This window comes from Pseudomonas sp. MWU347, from assembly GCF_017947305.1.
GTDB classification, from domain to species: Bacteria; Pseudomonadota; Gammaproteobacteria; order Pseudomonadales; family Pseudomonadaceae; genus Aquipseudomonas; species Aquipseudomonas putida_A.
This window is the reverse complement of record NZ_JAFGZB010000004.1, coordinates 539,218-554,344: the sequence shown is the minus strand read 5'-3', so window position 1 is coordinate 554,344 and position 15,127 is coordinate 539,218. Positions and strand designations below refer to the sequence as shown.

Here is a 15,127-nt window from a genome sequence, read left to right as displayed (position 1 = left end):
TCAAGTGCACGCGTCCTCGCTCGACATTCAATTCAAGCGCGCTCGCCACTGCAGGTTCGCCCATTCAAACCGTGGTGAACGTCCATAATCCTTGATCTCGAGGGGCATACCTTGCTCGGACAGATTCAGTGCCTTGAAGCCGATTTTCCCGATTCGCCAGTAATACTCATGCACAGGATCGTTGACGCGATAGGGAAGCAGGATCTGCCTGCCCGTCCCCAGCCCATAAGGCCGCACGTCAGCCCAATTAAGCACGCTCGTCTCGAAAGCCGGAGACGAAGGCTCTTCGAACTCTCCGCCGCCAAGATTTGCGACTTTCCAGAAATTGATATCACTACCGTCTGATCGAGCGTGCAGCACCCATACATCGGTCAGTTTGGTAATCGGCGAATCCAGCACTGCGGTCTTTGAACGCGCAGAATAGAAGCCCGGCAATTCCAAGACTTTTTCAAAATCCAGAGAACGGCCACTGCTCCTGTAGGTGAGCAGCTTCAAGAACTGTGCACTTGAATCGACAGCGAGCACATCATCCTTGCCATCGTTGTCCAGCCTGACGCTGTAGAAGTGGGCCGGCAATGGGTTTTTTCGGGCATCTCCCCAGTGAGCAGGAACGCCCAGACTCGCCCCTTTATTCTCCATCAGCCAGAAATCGGACACTGTGTTATTCAGAGTTTGCACGATCAACACATCTTGCTTGCCGACGCCTCTGAAGTCGCCAGCCAGATATTGCTGAGCTTGCCGGTAGGCATGCCCTTGCGGAACCGAACGCCAGATAACCGGATCAGCAAAATGCCCGCCTTCATTCTTCAATAGCCTGAAAATGGTTTCGTCAGCGTTTCCGGGCGATATCGCCATCAGATCAGCCTTGCCGTCGCCTGTGAAATCCGCCAGCAAATAGCGCGTAGTGTCGTAGCAAAGGGCTGTAGCACACCCGGAATCAAAAGAGTCTGGATCAAATGGACGTCTGTCCTCATACCATTTCTCGGATGCAATCGCGTCTGCGTCCAGCGACGTGACCCAAATATCGACACCTGGACCATCCTGCCGGCGCTGCACTTGTACCGTCCGGTTCGTCCCGTCACCGATGACATCCCCCGTCAGCGCCACTTCCATCGAATCATTGCTGTCGATGTTATCGATGCTGCGCACCCACAACGTAGAACCCGCAAACTCCCTGCAATCCGCTATCAAGCTCGGCTGTACTCCGTCCAGGCATTGCCCCTGCACTCCGGGAACATAGATTTTCCCGAAATCCCACGGAGTCCAGTGTTGAGAGGGCTCATTGCTTTCACATGCGCGTTCGATCAATTGGCCATTCTGACGCGCTATGCAATGGCCAGAGGCTGTTTTCAGCAGTGCAACTCCCCTGCTCGCGCCGACTGCAATGTCGGAGGGCACAAACGCCCAGCGCTGGTCAGCGTCTGGCTCACATCCATCCAGTGTCACCTGCTGCCCCAATCCATTGGCAACCAGGCACTGTTGCGTCTGGAAATTGACTAGCGGTCTGAAAGGGATATTGACCAGTGGCCCGGCGGCGTGAGCATGGCTGAGCGTGAAATTGAGTCGCGCCACCCAATTGCCATTCCAGGTGGCTTCACTGTACGCACTGCTGACTGACTCAGCCCCTTCAAAATGAAAGTAACTGGCGACAACATGCCGTTTCGCCTGCACCGCTGCCGGGTCCACGTTAGGAGCGACGGCCGCCGAGGGATAGGTCTCGTGATAAACCACCGGGATATCTGCACTGATCCCGCGCAAGGCCAGGCGCGTCAAACGTGCCGAATAAATATGGTCAGGATGCTCCGTGTACGGGACGGTGTCCGGATTGAGTGCATACACCCGGGTGGCTCCTTCATTGACGATCAGCTCAGTCAAGAGCTGCACAAAAGATGTTCGACTGTAGAGGTTTACCGGACCTGAAGCCGAGTCCAGATAGGGCCAACTCCGAACAGTTTTATCGAGGTCGAGCAAATCGGCCAGCGGCACATCTCCACCACGAACGTCCCCTCCCGGCACACGCAAAAATATGAGCTTCAATCCAGGTCGCTCATTGGCCTTGACGCTCATCACAATGGCTGAATCAGTGAATATCAGGTAAGGCGTCCACCCGATCGCAAAACCCAGCATTTTTTCATAGGCTTTTGTCGATGCGCTTTCGCGCTTCAACACATAGTCGAAACCGGCGCCAGAACTGCCACCGTTCATGAAGATACTGGTCACACAGCCGCCGGCAGCCAGAACTTGCGAAATCCGCGGATCAATAAACAGCAGATCGTCGTCCATATGCGCAACGACATTGACAAGGTGGACACCGTGACAATTTTGCCGGTCGGCAGTATTGGCTTCTGGAGCGAACCTGCTGACTTGAGCCTGACAAGCCGTCAGGAGCAGCACGACTGCCAGCCACAGGGCGGCAACACCGGGTGACCGGACTTTTTTCACGCGTTCGATTCTGGCTGGCAAATGCATACCCACTCCACGATTGGCTGGATCGGTGAATTGGCGATCAGACGCGTCTGCCTGAAAAGCCGACGGGACTATCGCGAGTCACGAGAAGTGTGAGGAGCGATGAGCGAAATTCTCTACTGTCATAAATAACAGTTCAGACAGACGGCCATGGGCGAATCAGGCAACAAAATCGAGCGCAAAAAAAATCGCCGGCATGACCGGCGATTCTTATTCAAATGACATGCCTCTACGCATATCAGCTTCTGTGCAGCTTGCGCATCAACTCCGCCTCAGCCTGGGTCAAGCCGCAGGACTGGGTCAGCTCATCGACGCTCGCGCCCATGCCCACCAGTTTCGCCGCCTGAGCGAACGACAGGCTCGACGGGTCGCGCTGTTCCAGCGCGACAATCTTGTCCGGCAACGGACCGACGACCGAGCGCAGCTCGTGCAGGGCTTCGCCCATGCGCACGTTGCCGTTCTGATAGTCGTCGACACGCTTGGCCAGGTCCTTGATGCGCTGATCACGCAGCGCGTCGCCCTGAGCCTGTTGCGCAGCGATCACCCGCTGCGCCTTGATGTACGCCAGAAACATTGCCAGCGTGCCTGCCCAAAAGAGGAACAGGACAATGACCGCCACCTCGAGAATCAATCAGATGCTCTCCAGTTCCGACCATTCTTCTTCGCTCATCATCTTGTCCAGCTCGACCAGGATCAGCAACTCGTTGTTCTTGTTGCACACGCCCTGGATGAACTTGGCCGACTCTTCGTTGCCGACGTTTGGCGCGGTCTCGATTTCCGACTGACGCAGGTAAACCACTTCGGCCACGCTGTCGACCATGATCCCGACCACTTGCTTGTCGGCTTCGATGATGACGATACGGGTGTTGTCGCTGATCTCGCCGCTGTTCAGGCCGAAGCGCTGACGGGTGTCGATCACGGTGACCACGTTACCGCGCAGGTTGATGATGCCCAGCACGTAGCTTGGCGCACCCGGTACCGGCGCGATTTCGGTGTAACGCAGGACTTCCTGAACGCGCATCACGTTGATGCCGTAGGTTTCGTTGTCCAGCTTGAAGGTCACCCATTGCAGGATCGGATCTTCAGAACCTTTTGCATTCGTCGCCTGACTACTCATACCCTGACCCCTCGAAAAAACCGCACTGGGCGGTGTGTGTTCTGTGTGGAGGCATTGAAAAATGCCTTCGCCTGACTGTTATGTCGGCTGCTATGTCGATTTATGTAGCGGCTTGTGGCCGCCCAAGTGCTTTGCCCCGCCGCTGGCGATCAATTCGGCCAGCGCGGCTACATCAAGTAATGCACACATGTGCTCGATCACCGTGCCGGCAAGCCATGGCCGCTGACCCCGGTGACTTCTCCATTTGATTTCATTCGGATCCAGACGCAACGAACGGCTGACCTGATGCACCGCCAGGCCCCATTCGTAACCTTGTACCGAAATCACGTACTGCAGGCCCTGACGGAAGTCATCGCGATAGCGATCCGGCATGACCCAACGCGCCGTGTCCAACACTTTCAGATTGCCGGCCTGGCTCGGCAGAATCCCGAGGAACCATTCCGGCTGCCCGAACAGCGGCGTCAACTCGTGGCCGGCCAGCGAATAGATCGAACCGAGGCACACCAGCGGCACCGCCAGTGTCAGCCCGGCAACATCGAACAACAGGCATTCGAAGGCTTCCGAAGCCCAGGCCGGACGGCCATCGGTTTCCACCGGTGGCGGCGTGTTGCTCGGTGGCAGGTGCACTTCCACCACTGGCGGCACCAGCGTCTGTTCGACGGGTGCCGGTGCCACCGGCGCCGGTTCGGCCACGACCGGTTCCGGCGCGGTTTTCAGCAATTGGGTTTGCAGCAGCGGTGCGAGTGTCGAAACCGGCGCGCGCGGCGGCTCGGCTTCTTCGATCAACGCCACTGGCGCCTTGGCGATCGGTGCGGCGGCAGGCGCGGCAACCGGGGCGGCAGGTTTGGTGGTTTTCTGCGCATCACGCGCCTGCTCTTCCAGTACCGCAGCCTGAAACTCGTCCAGCGCCGCAGCACTTTCGACCACCTCTACCGGCGCCTCGACCGGCACTTCCACGGGCGGCAACTCGTCAGGGATTTCCTGCAGCAAGCTGTCCAGATAGGACTGCAACGCCAACTGCGGTTTCGACGTCAACTTCACCGGCCGATTCATGCATAACTCCCTGTAGGAGCTGCCGCAGGCTGCGATCTTTTGATCTTTTCAGGAGCAACGCCAGGCAAGATCAAAAGATCGCAGCCTGCGGCAGCTCCTACACGAATGGAGATCATGCTCAAGCCACCTGCGGAACAAGTTGCTGCGCCAACAGATGCTTGAGCAGCGCGCGGTACGCCAGCACGCCACGACTCTTGCCGTCGAACTGCGAAGGCGTGACCCCGGCCCGGCTGGCGTCGCGCAGACGGGTATCGACCGGGATGTAACCCTGCCAGATCTCTTCGGGGAATTTGTCACGCAGCACGCGCAAGGTGCCCAGCGATGCTTGGGTGCGGCGGTCGAACAGGGTCGGCACGATGCTGAACGGCAGCGCCTGTTTGCGCGAGCGGTTGATCATCGCCAGGGTGTTGACCATGCGCTCCAGACCTTTGACGGCCAGGTGCTCGGTCTGCACCGGGATCACCAGTTGCTGGCTCGCGGCCAGAGCGTTGACCATCAGCACGCCGAGCAACGGCGGGCTGTCGATGATCGCGTAATCGAAGTCCTGCCACAGCTGCGCCAGACTCTTGGCGATCACCAGGCCCAGGCCACTCTGCCCCGGCGACTGGCGCTCGAGGGTGGCGAGTGCGGTACTCGACGGCAACAGGGAAATGCGTTCGTCGCTGGTCGACAGCAGCAACTGCCCGGGCAAGCCTTGCGGCACGCTGCCCTTGTGCAGAAACAGGTCGTAGTTGCTGTGTTCCAGGCTGTCCGGGTCGTAGCCGAAATAGCTGGTCATCGAGCCGTGCGGGTCGAGATCGACCACAACCACGCGCTTGCCCGCCTCCGCCAGCAATCCGGCTAAAGCGATGGAAGATGTGGTTTTACCGACACCACCCTTTTGATTGGCGACTGCCCAGACTCTCATTCGGTTCGTTCCTCCCGGCCGAGATGCTCGACCGAGACATAGCTCAGCGTATTAATGCGGGCGACGGAGAATTGACGGCACTCTCGCGTCCCGGCGTCTTGACCGGGGACGGTGCAGTTTGTGTGCCAGCGCGCTTCAATGCCGCGTCCGGTTGTGCATTGGCAGTACCGGTACCGGTCAGACTGCGGCGCACATCGAGGTTGCGCGACACCACCAGCACCACACGACGGTTTTTCGCCCGGCCTTCGGCGGTGGCGTTGTTGGCCACCGGCTGAAACTCACCGTAACCCACCGAGGCCAGACGCCCGGGGTTGACGCCCTGCATCGCCAGCATCCGCACGATACTCGCCGAACGCGCCGAGGACAGTTCCCAGTTGGTCGGGTACTGCGCGGTGCGGATCGGCTGATCGTCGGTGAAGCCTTCGACGTGAATCGGGTTGTCGAAAGGTTTGAGGATCGCCGCGACCTTGTCGATGATGTTGAACGCGATATCACTCGGCATTGCGTCGCCACTGCCGAACAACAGGCTGGAATTGAGTTCGATCTCGACCCACAACTCGTTGCCGCGCACGGTCATCTGGTTGGAAGCGATCAAGTCGCCGAACGCGGCACTGATGTCATCGGCAATGCTTTTCAGCGGATCGCTGGCCCCGGCGATACCGGCATCGACCTGCTCGCTGTCCTTGACCAGCGGCTTGGCCGGGGTCACGGTTTTCGGCCGTTCCTCACCGATCGGGATCGGCTTGAGCGAGCGGTCGGAGTCAGTGAAAACCCCGATCAGCGCCTCGGAAATGACTTTGTACTTGCCTTCGTTGATCGACGAGATCGAGTACATCACCACGAAGAACGCGAACAACAACGTGATGAAATCCGCGTAGGACACGAGCCAGCGCTCGTGATTAACGTGTTCTTCCTGATGCCTGCGGCGAGCCATAGTCCATTACCCCCATCAATCCATGAAGCCCTGAAGCTTCAGCTCGATAGAGCGAGGGTTTTCACCTTCGGCGATCGACAAAATACCTTCCAACAACATTTCGCGATAACGCGACTGCCGCAACGCGATTGACTTGAGTTTGGCCGCCACCGGCAGCAACACCAGGTTGGCACTGGCCACGCCGTAGATGGTCGCGACGAATGCCACGGCAATACCGCTGCCCAATTGGGTCGGATCAGCGAGGTTGCCCATCACATGAATCAGGCCCATCACCGCACCGATGATGCCGATGGTCGGCGCATAGCCGCCCATGCTTTCGAAGACTTTGGCCGCTTCGATGTCGCGGGCTTCCTGAGTGTAGAAATCCACTTCGAGGATGCTGCGGATCGCTTCCGGCTCGGCGCCATCGACCAGCAGTTGCAGGCCCTTGCGCGAGTAGTTGTCCGGCTCGGCATCAGCGACGCCTTCCAGCCCGAGCAGGCCTTCCTTGCGTGCGGTGAGGCTCCAGTTGACCACCCGATCGATGCCGCCGGCCAGATCCACCCGTGGTGGAAACAGGATCCAGGCGAGAATCTGCATGGCGCGCTTGAAGGCGCTCATCGGCGATTGCAACAGCGCGGCACCGATGGTGCCACCGAGCACGATCAGCGCCGCCGGGCCGTTGGCCAGCGCGCCAAGGTGACCGCCTTCAAGGTAGTTGCCGCCGATGATGGCGACGAACGCCATGATGATCCCGATAAGGCTTAGAACATCCATCAGATACACGCCTCGACGATGTGCTTGCCGATGTCGTCCAGGCCGTAAACCGCGTCAGCCAGATCGGCTTTGACGATGGCCATCGGCATGCCGTAGATCACACAACTGGCTTCGTCTTGCGCCCATACCGAGCTGCCGCCCTGCTTGAGCAGACGCGCGCCTTCGCGGCCGTCGGCGCCCATGCCGGTGAGGACCACCGCCAGAACTTTGTCACCGTAGGACTTGGCTGCGGAACCGAAGGTGATGTCCACGCACGGCTTGTAATTCAGACGCTCGTCGCCCGGCAGGATTTTCACCGCGCCACGGCCGTCGATCATCATCTGCTTGCCACCCGGCGCCAGCAGCGCCAGGCCCGGACGCAGGATGTCGCCATCCTCGGCCTCTTTCACGCTGATGCGGCACAGCTTGTCCAGGCGCTCGGCAAACGCCTTGGTGAACGCCGCCGGCATGTGCTGGATCAGCACGATCGGCGCCGGGAAGTTCGCCGGCAATTGGGTCAGCACCCGTTGCAGGGCAACCGGGCCGCCGGTCGAAGTCCCGATGGCAACCAGTTTGTAGGCTTTGCGTTTCGGTGCCGGCGACGACGCGCTGGCGGCTGGCGCACGCGCAGGTGCTGGAGCCGGCGCCGGACGCGTCGGAGCAGCAGCGCTGTGGCTGCTGAAACTCGAGGCCGCCGGGGCTGGCGCAGGCGTCGGTGCAGCGGCCGGAGCCGGCGCACTGTAGGCACTGAAACGACGATTGCTGCGCGAGATGCTGTGGACCTTCTCGCACAGCAGTTGCTTGACCTTCTCGGGGTTGCGCGAGATGTCTTCGAAATTCTTCGGCAGGAAATCCACCGCACCGGCGTCCAGCGCATCCAGGGTAACCCGGGCGCCTTCGTGCGTCAGCGAGGAGAACATCAACACCGGGGTCGGGCAGCGCTGCATGATGTGCCGCACCGCCGTGATGCCATCCATCATCGGCATCTCGTAGTCCATGGTGATCACGTCCGGCTTGAGGGCCAGGGCCTGATCGATCGCCTCTTTACCGTTGGTGGCCGTACCGACCACCTGGATGCTCGGATCTGCTGAAAGAATTTCCGAGACGCGGCGGCGGAAAAAACCCGAATCGTCCACCACCAGGACTTTGACTGCCATAAACACTCCATTAGGTGCAGCGGGACGTCGTCGCCCCGCTGCCCCGGATTCAAATACGCTTCGTCGCGTAACGCTTGAGCATGCTTGGAACATCAAGGATCAGCGCGATGCGGCCGTCACCGGTGATGGTGGCGCCGGACATGCCCGGAGTGCCCTGCAGCATTTTGCCCAATGGCTTGATGACCACTTCTTCCTGGCCGACCAGTTGATCGACGACGAAGCCGATCCGCTGGGTGCCCACCGAAAGGATCACCACATGGCCTTCGCGCTGCTCTTCGTGAGCGGCGGAGCTGACCAGCCAGCGCTTGAGGTAGAACAATGGCAGCGCCTTGTCCCGCACGATCACCACTTCCTGGCCATCCACCACGTTGGTGGTCGACAGGTCGAGGTGGAAGATTTCGTTGACGTTGACCAACGGGAACGCAAACGCCTGATTGCCGAGCATCACCATCAGGGTCGGCATGATCGCAAGCGTCAGCGGCACCTTGATGACGATCTTCGAGCCCTGGCCCTTGGTCGAGTAGATGTTGATCGAACCGTTGAGCTGGGAAATCTTGGTTTTCACCACGTCCATGCCGACACCGCGGCCGGACACGTCGGAGATCTCGGTCTTGGTCGAGAAACCCGGGGCGAAAATCAGGTTGTAGCACTCGGTATCGCTCAGGCGATCGGCCGCGTCCTTGTCCATCACACCGCGTTTTACCGCGATCGAACGCAGCACGTTCGGGTCCATGCCCTTGCCGTCGTCGGAGATCGACAACAGGATGTGATCGCCTTCCTGCTCGGCGGCCAGTACCACGCGACCGCCACGGGCCTTGCCGGAAGCTTCGCGCTCTTCCGGCGATTCGATGCCGTGGTCGACAGCGTTACGCACCAAGTGGACCAACGGGTCGGCCAGGGCCTCGACCAGGTTTTTGTCGAGGTCGGTTTCCTCACCCACCAGCTCCAGATTGATCTCTTTCTTCAGCTGACGCGCAAGGTCGCGAACCAGACGCGGGAAGCGCCCGAAGACCTTCTTGATCGGCTGCATCCGGGTCTTCATCACCGCGGTCTGCAAGTCAGCCGTGACCACGTCGAGGTTCGACACGGCCTTGGACATGGCTTCGTCGCCGCTGTTGAGACCCAGGCGCACCAGACGGTTACGCACCAGCACCAGCTCGCCGACCATGTTCATGATTTCGTCGAGACGCGCGGTATCGACCCGCACGGTGGTCTCGGCTTCGCTCGCCGGTTTTTCCGGCGGCGGAGCAGCGGCAGCACGGGCCGGCGCCGGTGCAGCAGCGGCGGCCGGTTTTGGCGCTTCGGCTTTCGGCTCCGGCTTGGGCGCTGCCTTAGGCACAGCGGCCGGAGCGGCAGCAGCCTTGGCGGCAGGCGCGGCCACAGTCGACGCGGTGCCCGCAGTAGCGGCGCCAACATCGGTGAACTTGCCTTTGCCGTGCAACTCGTCGAGCAGCGATTCGAATTCGTGATCGCTGATCAGATCGCTGCCGGCAGCGGCGGCCGCCGGTGCGGCAGGCGCAACCGGTGCCGAGGCGATCGCCGACTCCAGCGCTTCCACGGCAAAGTTGCCCTTGCCATGCAACTGATCGAGCAGTGCTTCGAATTCGTCGTCGGTGATGTCCGAGCTGTCACCCGCCGCCGGTGCCGCTGGAGCGGCCGCGGTCGGTGCCACGGCGTCTGGCGCGAACTGGCCTTTGCCGTGCAGTTGATCGAGCAACGACTCGAATTCGGCGTCGGTGATTTCATCGCTGGCGGCCGCATCGGCAGCCGGCGCAGGTGCAGCAGCGGCCGGGGCTTCGGCTTCGGCCTTGACGGCGTTCAGCGAATCCAGCAGCTGTTCAAATTCGTTATCGGTGATGTCGCCCGAATCGCTCGAATCGCCTTCGACGACCAGTTCTTCGATCATCTCGGCCACTGGCGAAGCCGGGGCTTCGTCGGCCGTTTGCGGCTCGGCCAGACGCGCCAGGGCGGCCAGCAGTTCCGGGGTGGCCGCCGTGATCGGTGCACGTTCACGGACTTCGCTGAACATGCTGTTCACCGCGTCCAGTGCTTCAAGCACCACGTCCATCAGTTCTGCATCAACGCGACGCTCACCCTTGCGCAGGATGTCGAACACGTTTTCGGCGATGTGACAGCACTCCACCAGCTCGTTGAGCTGAAGGAAGCCGGCGCCCCCTTTTACAGTGTGGAAACCGCGAAAAATTGCGTTGAGCAGATCTGCGTCATCCGGGCGGCTTTCCAGCTCGACCAGTTGCTCGGACAGTTGCTCAAGAATCTCGCCGGCCTCAACCAGGAAATCCTGAAGGATCTCTTCATCGGCGCCGAAGCTCATTAATGGGGTGCTCCTACAGGTCTAAAAACCCAAAAAACCTAAAATTCCAAAACTCTAGAATCCGAGGCTGGATAACAAATCGTCCACATCGTCCTGACCGGACACAACGTCTTCTCGTTTATCGGCATGAATCTGCGGACCTTCACCCTGCGAGAGATGTTTTTGTGGATCTTTTTCTGCAAGCATCGCGGCACGGTCGTGTTCGATGCCCGCAAAGCGGTCAACCTGACTGGCCATGAGGACGAGTTTGAGCAAATTGCTTTCGACTTCGGTGACCAGTTGGGTCACACGCTTGATCACTTGACCGGTGAGGTCCTGGTAATCCTGAGCCAGCAGGATGTCGTTGAGGTTGCTCGACACCGCACGGTTGTCCGTGCTGCTGCGTGACAGAAAACCGTCGACCCGGCGCGCCAGCTCGCGGAACTCTTCAGCTCCGACTTCACGACGCATGAAGCGGCCCCAATCGGTGCTCAGCGCCTGGGCTTCTTCAGCCAGGCCATTGACCACCGGGGTGGCGCTTTCCACCAGATCCATGGTGCGGTTGGCCGCGGCTTCGGTCAGCTTGACCACATAGCCCAGGCGTTCGGTGGCGTCGGTGATTTGCGACACTTCCTCGGCCTGCGGCATGTGCGGATCGATCTGGAAATTGACGATCGCACTGTGCAGTTCGCGTGTGAGCTTGCCCACTTCCTGATACAGGCCGCGGTCACGGGTCTGATTGAGCTCATGGATCAGTTGCACAGCGTCGCCGAACCTGCCTTTTTCAAGGCTCTCGACCAGTTCGACCGCGTGTTTTTTCAGGGTCGACTCGAAATCGCCCTGTGAAGATTCGTTATGCTCCATAGCTCCCCCGCGCGTCATCAGCCGATGCGTTCGAAAATCTTCTCGATTTTGTCTTTCAACGCCTGAGCCGTGAAAGGTTTGACCACGTAGCCGTTCACACCGGCCTGAGCGGCCTCGATGATTTGCTCGCGCTTGGCTTCAGCGGTCACCATCAGCACCGGCAGGTGCTTGAGTTTTTCATCGGCACGCACGTGGCGCAGCAAGTCGATACCGGTCATGCCCGGCATGTTCCAGTCCGTTACCAGAAAGTCGATGCTGCCGCTGTTGAGTACCGGAATGGCGGTAGTGCCATCGTCGGCCTCGACGGTGTTGGTGAACCCGAGATCGCGCAGCAGGTTCTTGATGATCCGCCGCATCGTTGAGAAGTCATCAACGATGAGGATTTTCATGTCTTTGTTCAATTCGACCTCCAAGCAGTCTTAAACGCGCCCAGCACCTGGACGCGCCACTTCAATCAATCGGCGCAGCACTCGAAGACTGTCTGGAGCACAACAGAGCAAGACCGGTGCCGTTCTCACCGCACCAGCCTCGTTCGCAGTGTCCCCACACTGCCTTCAGCGCGCTCGCCACTCCCCCAAACGCCCCCGCAAACGGGCCGCGCACTGGCTGTGTAACTGGCTGACCCGCGATTCACTGACGCCAAGGACTTCACCGATCTCCTTGAGGTTCAGCTCTTCGTCGTAGTACAGCGCCAACACCAGTCGCTCACGCTCCGGCAAATTGGCAATCGCGTCCGCCAGCGCCGCCTGGAAGCGTTCATCTTCCAGATCGCGTGACGGCTCAAGATGAGCACTGGCGCCATCCTCGTGCAGCCCTTCGTGTTCGCCGTCCTGCAACAGGTCGTCGAAACTGAACAGCCGGCTGCCCAAGGTGTCATTCAAAATCCCGTAGTAATCGTCGAGACTCAATTGGAGTTCGGCCGCAACCTCGTGATCTTTAGCGTCACGGCCGGTTTTAGCTTCAATTGAGCGAATGGCATCGCTGACCATACGGGTATTGCGGTGAACCGAGCGCGGTGCCCAATCCCCTTTGCGCACTTCATCGAGCATCGCGCCGCGGATCCGGATGCCCGCGTACGTTTCGAAACTGGCGCCTTTGCTGGCGTCATATTTGGTTGAGACTTCGAGCAGGCCGATCATCCCGGCCTGAATCAGGTCTTCAACCTGCACACTCGCCGGCAAGCGCGCCAGCAAGTGATAGGCAATGCGCTTGACCAGTGGCGCGTAACGCTCGATCAACTCGTACTGCGCGTCACGTGCCGACTTCTTGTAGTAGTTCATACCGCTCGCGGTCATAACACAGGCCCTGCTGTTTGCTGCACGAGGCGCTCGACGAAAAACTCAAGGTGGCCGCGCGGGTTGGCAGGCAGCGGCCAGGTATCGACCTTCTGCGCGATCGCCTTGAACGCCAGCGCGCACTTGGAACGCGGAAAGGCTTCATAGACCGCTCGCTGCTTCTGCACTGCCTTGCGCACGCTTTCGTCGTACGGCACGGCGCCGACGTATTGTAAGGCGACGTCGAGGAAGCGATCCGTGACCTTGGTCAACTTGGCGAACAGGTTGCGCCCTTCCTGCGGGCTCTGCGCCATGTTGGCCAGCACGCGGAAGCGGTTCATGCCGTAGTCGCGGTTGAGCAGTTTGATCAGCGCGTAGGCGTCGGTGATCGAGGTCGGCTCGTCGCAGACCACCAGCAACACTTCCTGCGCGGCGCGGACAAAACTGACTACCGAGTCACCAATACCTGCAGCGGTGTCGATCACCAGCACATCGAGGTTGTCGCCGATGTCGCTGAAGGCCTGAATCAGACCGGCATGTTGCGCCGGGCTCAGGTGCACCATGCTTTGGGTGCCGGAAGCGGCCGGCACGATGCGGATCCCGCCGGGGCCCTGCAACAGCACGTCGCGCAGCTCACAGCGGCCTTCGATCACATCGGCCAGAGTACGTTTGGGGGTCAGTCCCAGCAGAACGTCGACGTTCGCCAGCCCCAGATCGGCGTCCAGCAGCATGACCCGACGGCCAAGCTCTGCCAGCGCCAGAGACAAGTTCACTGACACGTTAGTCTTGCCGACGCCACCTTTGCCGCCGGTCACCGCGATCACCTGTACGGGATGCATGCTGCCCATGTTATTTCTTTACCTTGTCTTGCATAGACGGAGGCCACATTACTGGCTGCGCGTTCTCAACCGGAACAATGCATGGCAGACCATCGATGTAGGTACAAAAACGGTTCATTACCTCAGCCAACCTGCTTGGTCGGGCTGTGGTAGATATCAGCGAACATGTCAGCCATGGCTTCTTCGCTGGGTTCTTCCTGCATTTGCACGCTGACGGCGCGGCTGACCAGTTGATGACGGCGCGGCAGATGCAGATCATCCGGAATCCGTGGGCCATCGGTCAGGTACGCGACCGGCAGTTCATGACTGATCGCCAGGCTCAACACTTCGCCAAGGCTGGCCGTCTCATCCAGTTTAGTCAGGATGCAGCCGGCAAGCCCGCAACGCTTGTAACTGTGATAAGCGGCGGTTAGAACCTGTTTCTGGCTGGTGGTTGCCAGCACCAGATAATTTTTTGAACGGATGCCACGCCCGGCCAGACTTTCCAGCTGCATGCGCAAGGCCGGATCGCTGGCCTGCAAGCCGGCGGTATCGATCAGCACCACGCGCTTGCGCAGCAGCGGGTCGAGCGCCTGCACCAGCGACTGGCCCGGATCGACGTGGGTCACCGGCACATTGAGAATGCGGCCCAGGGTCTTCAGCTGTTCCTGGGCACCGATACGGAAACTGTCCATGCTGACCAGCGCGACATTCTGCGCGCCGTACTTGAGCACGTAGCGCGCCGCGAGTTTGGCCAGGGTGGTGGTTTTGCCCATGCCGGCCGGGCCGACCATGGCAATCACCCCGCCCTCTTCCAGCGGCTCGACTTCCGGTACGGCAATCATTCGCGCCAGGTGCGCGAGCAGCATGCGCCAGGCCTGACGCGGCTCTTCGATGTCAGTGATCATTGCCAGCAGATCGCGCGACAACGGCCCGGACAGACCGATGCGTTGCAGACGACGATACAGATTGGCTTGCGCCGGACGGCTGCCTTGCAGCTGATTCCAGGCCAGCGTGCCGAGCTGCACTTCCATCAGCTCCCGCAAACTGTTCAATTCGAAACGCATCGAATCCAGCGCACGCGGATCGATGCCGGCGGACGACTGGGCAGGCGCGGGCGCCGGACGCGCCGGGGCGGCGTAAGTCGGTTCGCTCAACGGTTCGGCAGCGGTCAGCGGCAGGCCCGCCGTCAACGGCAGCCCGGCGAACAACTGGCGATTGGTGTTGCCGTCGGCTTCGCCACGCAGGCTCAGTTCGGCCTGGGCGGTCACGATGCGCGACTGGGTCTTGCGCAGCTCGTCCTCGAGTTCCATGTTCGGAACCCGTGGCGCCAGCGCCGACAATTTGTAATCCAGCGCCGCCGTCAGCTCGACGCCGCCGGCAATGCGGCGGTTGCCAATGATGGCGGCATCAGCGCCCAGCTCATCACGAACCAGCTTCATGGCCTGACGCATATCGGCGGCGAAAAAACGCTTAACTTGCATAAACCAC

14 protein-coding genes are annotated in these 15,127 nt (G+C 60.2%); all 14 read right to left on the bottom strand.

Annotated elements, in window-relative coordinates; all coding sequences use genetic code 11:
- Nucleotides 1-27 precede the first annotated feature (27 nt).
- The 14 genes from KCG87_RS11800 to flhF all read right to left on the bottom strand — a co-directional run bounded on the left by KCG87_RS11800 (nucleotide 28) and on the right by flhF (nucleotide 15,120).
- Complete coding sequence (locus KCG87_RS11800; RefSeq protein ID WP_210559218.1) at nucleotides 28-2,469, bottom strand: PIG-L family deacetylase; 2,442 nt, start codon at nucleotides 2,467-2,469, stop codon at nucleotides 28-30.
- A 235-nt stretch (nucleotides 2,470-2,704) separates the two neighbouring features.
- Nucleotides 2,705-3,097 (bottom strand): DUF2802 domain-containing protein, encoded by a 393-nt coding sequence (locus KCG87_RS11795; RefSeq protein WP_007961680.1) that lies wholly within the window; start codon nucleotides 3,095-3,097, stop codon nucleotides 2,705-2,707.
- Nucleotides 3,098-3,583, bottom strand: a complete 486-nt coding sequence (locus KCG87_RS11790) for a chemotaxis protein CheW (protein WP_003222936.1) — start codon at nucleotides 3,581-3,583, stop codon at nucleotides 3,098-3,100. It lies immediately after the preceding gene.
- A gap of 90 nt (nucleotides 3,584-3,673) precedes the next feature.
- The gene (locus KCG87_RS11785; protein WP_210559219.1) at nucleotides 3,674-4,636 is read right to left on the bottom strand and encodes a CheW domain-containing protein; all 963 of its coding nucleotides are present in this window, start codon (nucleotides 4,634-4,636) and stop codon (nucleotides 3,674-3,676) included.
- Nucleotides 4,637-4,754: 118 nt separating this feature from the next.
- Nucleotides 4,755-5,543, bottom strand: a complete 789-nt coding sequence (locus tag KCG87_RS11780) for a ParA family protein (RefSeq protein ID WP_003222933.1) — start codon at nucleotides 5,541-5,543, stop codon at nucleotides 4,755-4,757.
- A 43-nt stretch (nucleotides 5,544-5,586) separates the two neighbouring features.
- On the bottom strand, nucleotides 5,587-6,477 hold the full coding sequence (gene motD / locus KCG87_RS11775; protein WP_027613922.1) for a flagellar motor protein MotD: 891 nt from the start codon (nucleotides 6,475-6,477) through the stop codon (nucleotides 5,587-5,589).
- Nucleotides 6,478-6,492: 15 nt separating this feature from the next.
- Nucleotides 6,493-7,233 carry a flagellar motor protein gene (locus KCG87_RS11770; RefSeq protein WP_003222929.1) on the bottom strand — a complete coding sequence of 247 codons (741 nt, stop codon included), beginning with the start codon at nucleotides 7,231-7,233 and terminating at the stop codon, nucleotides 6,493-6,495.
- Nucleotides 7,233-8,369: a chemotaxis response regulator protein-glutamate methylesterase gene (locus tag KCG87_RS11765; RefSeq protein ID WP_095139385.1), complete on the bottom strand. Its 1,137-nt coding sequence runs from the start codon at nucleotides 8,367-8,369 to the stop codon at nucleotides 7,233-7,235. Before KCG87_RS11765 ends, KCG87_RS11770 begins: the two co-directional genes overlap by 1 nt.
- 49 nt (nucleotides 8,370-8,418) lie before the next feature.
- Nucleotides 8,419-10,701 (bottom strand): chemotaxis protein CheA, encoded by a 2,283-nt coding sequence (locus tag KCG87_RS11760; protein ID WP_098967854.1) that lies wholly within the window; start codon nucleotides 10,699-10,701, stop codon nucleotides 8,419-8,421.
- A gap of 54 nt (nucleotides 10,702-10,755) precedes the next feature.
- On the bottom strand, nucleotides 10,756-11,544 hold the full coding sequence (locus KCG87_RS11755) for a protein phosphatase CheZ (RefSeq protein WP_027613919.1): 789 nt from the start codon (nucleotides 11,542-11,544) through the stop codon (nucleotides 10,756-10,758).
- Between the two features lie 17 nt (nucleotides 11,545-11,561).
- Nucleotides 11,562-11,933: a chemotaxis response regulator CheY gene (locus KCG87_RS11750; RefSeq protein ID WP_024012118.1), complete on the bottom strand. Its 372-nt coding sequence runs from the start codon at nucleotides 11,931-11,933 to the stop codon at nucleotides 11,562-11,564.
- Between the two features lie 165 nt (nucleotides 11,934-12,098).
- Entirely contained in the window at nucleotides 12,099-12,839 is a 741-nt protein-coding gene (gene fliA / locus KCG87_RS11745; RefSeq protein WP_007920004.1) for an RNA polymerase sigma factor FliA, read from the bottom strand.
- Nucleotides 12,836-13,666, bottom strand: coding sequence for a flagellar synthesis regulator FleN (gene fleN, locus KCG87_RS11740; protein ID WP_003222917.1), 831 nt, complete (start codon nucleotides 13,664-13,666; stop codon nucleotides 12,836-12,838). Before fleN ends, fliA begins: the two co-directional genes overlap by 4 nt.
- A gap of 113 nt (nucleotides 13,667-13,779) precedes the next feature.
- Complete coding sequence (flhF, locus tag KCG87_RS11735) at nucleotides 13,780-15,120, bottom strand: flagellar biosynthesis protein FlhF (RefSeq protein WP_003222914.1); 1,341 nt, start codon at nucleotides 15,118-15,120, stop codon at nucleotides 13,780-13,782.
- Between the last annotated feature and the right edge of the window lie 7 nt (nucleotides 15,121-15,127).

What these genes read in the sequence shown, in the direction of transcription:
- KCG87_RS11790 (WP_003222936.1), bottom strand. Translation starts at nt 3,583, where the DNA reads ATGAGTAGTCAGGCGACGAATGCAAAAGGTTCTGAAGATCCGATCCTG.
- KCG87_RS11785 (WP_210559219.1), bottom strand. Translation starts at nt 4,636, where the DNA reads ATGAATCGGCCGGTGAAGTTGACGTCGAAACCGCAGTTGGCGTTGCAG.
- fleN (WP_003222917.1), bottom strand. Translation starts at nt 13,666, where the DNA reads ATGGGCAGCATGCATCCCGTACAGGTGATCGCGGTGACCGGCGGCAAA.
- KCG87_RS11800 (WP_210559218.1), bottom strand. Translation starts at nt 2,469, where the DNA reads ATGCATTTGCCAGCCAGAATCGAACGCGTGAAAAAAGTCCGGTCACCC.
- KCG87_RS11750 (WP_024012118.1), bottom strand. Translation starts at nt 11,933, where the DNA reads ATGAAAATCCTCATCGTTGATGACTTCTCAACGATGCGGCGGATCATC.
- flhF (WP_003222914.1), bottom strand. Translation starts at nt 15,120, where the DNA reads ATGCAAGTTAAGCGTTTTTTCGCCGCCGATATGCGTCAGGCCATGAAG.
- fliA (WP_007920004.1), bottom strand. Translation starts at nt 12,839, where the DNA reads ATGACCGCGAGCGGTATGAACTACTACAAGAAGTCGGCACGTGACGCG.
- KCG87_RS11780 (WP_003222933.1), bottom strand. Translation starts at nt 5,543, where the DNA reads ATGAGAGTCTGGGCAGTCGCCAATCAAAAGGGTGGTGTCGGTAAAACC.
- motD (WP_027613922.1), bottom strand. Translation starts at nt 6,477, where the DNA reads ATGGCTCGCCGCAGGCATCAGGAAGAACACGTTAATCACGAGCGCTGG.
- KCG87_RS11770 (WP_003222929.1), bottom strand. Translation starts at nt 7,233, where the DNA reads ATGGATGTTCTAAGCCTTATCGGGATCATCATGGCGTTCGTCGCCATC.
- KCG87_RS11755 (WP_027613919.1), bottom strand. Translation starts at nt 11,544, where the DNA reads ATGGAGCATAACGAATCTTCACAGGGCGATTTCGAGTCGACCCTGAAA.
- KCG87_RS11760 (WP_098967854.1), bottom strand. Translation starts at nt 10,701, where the DNA reads ATGAGCTTCGGCGCCGATGAAGAGATCCTTCAGGATTTCCTGGTTGAG.
- KCG87_RS11765 (WP_095139385.1), bottom strand. Translation starts at nt 8,369, where the DNA reads ATGGCAGTCAAAGTCCTGGTGGTGGACGATTCGGGTTTTTTCCGCCGC.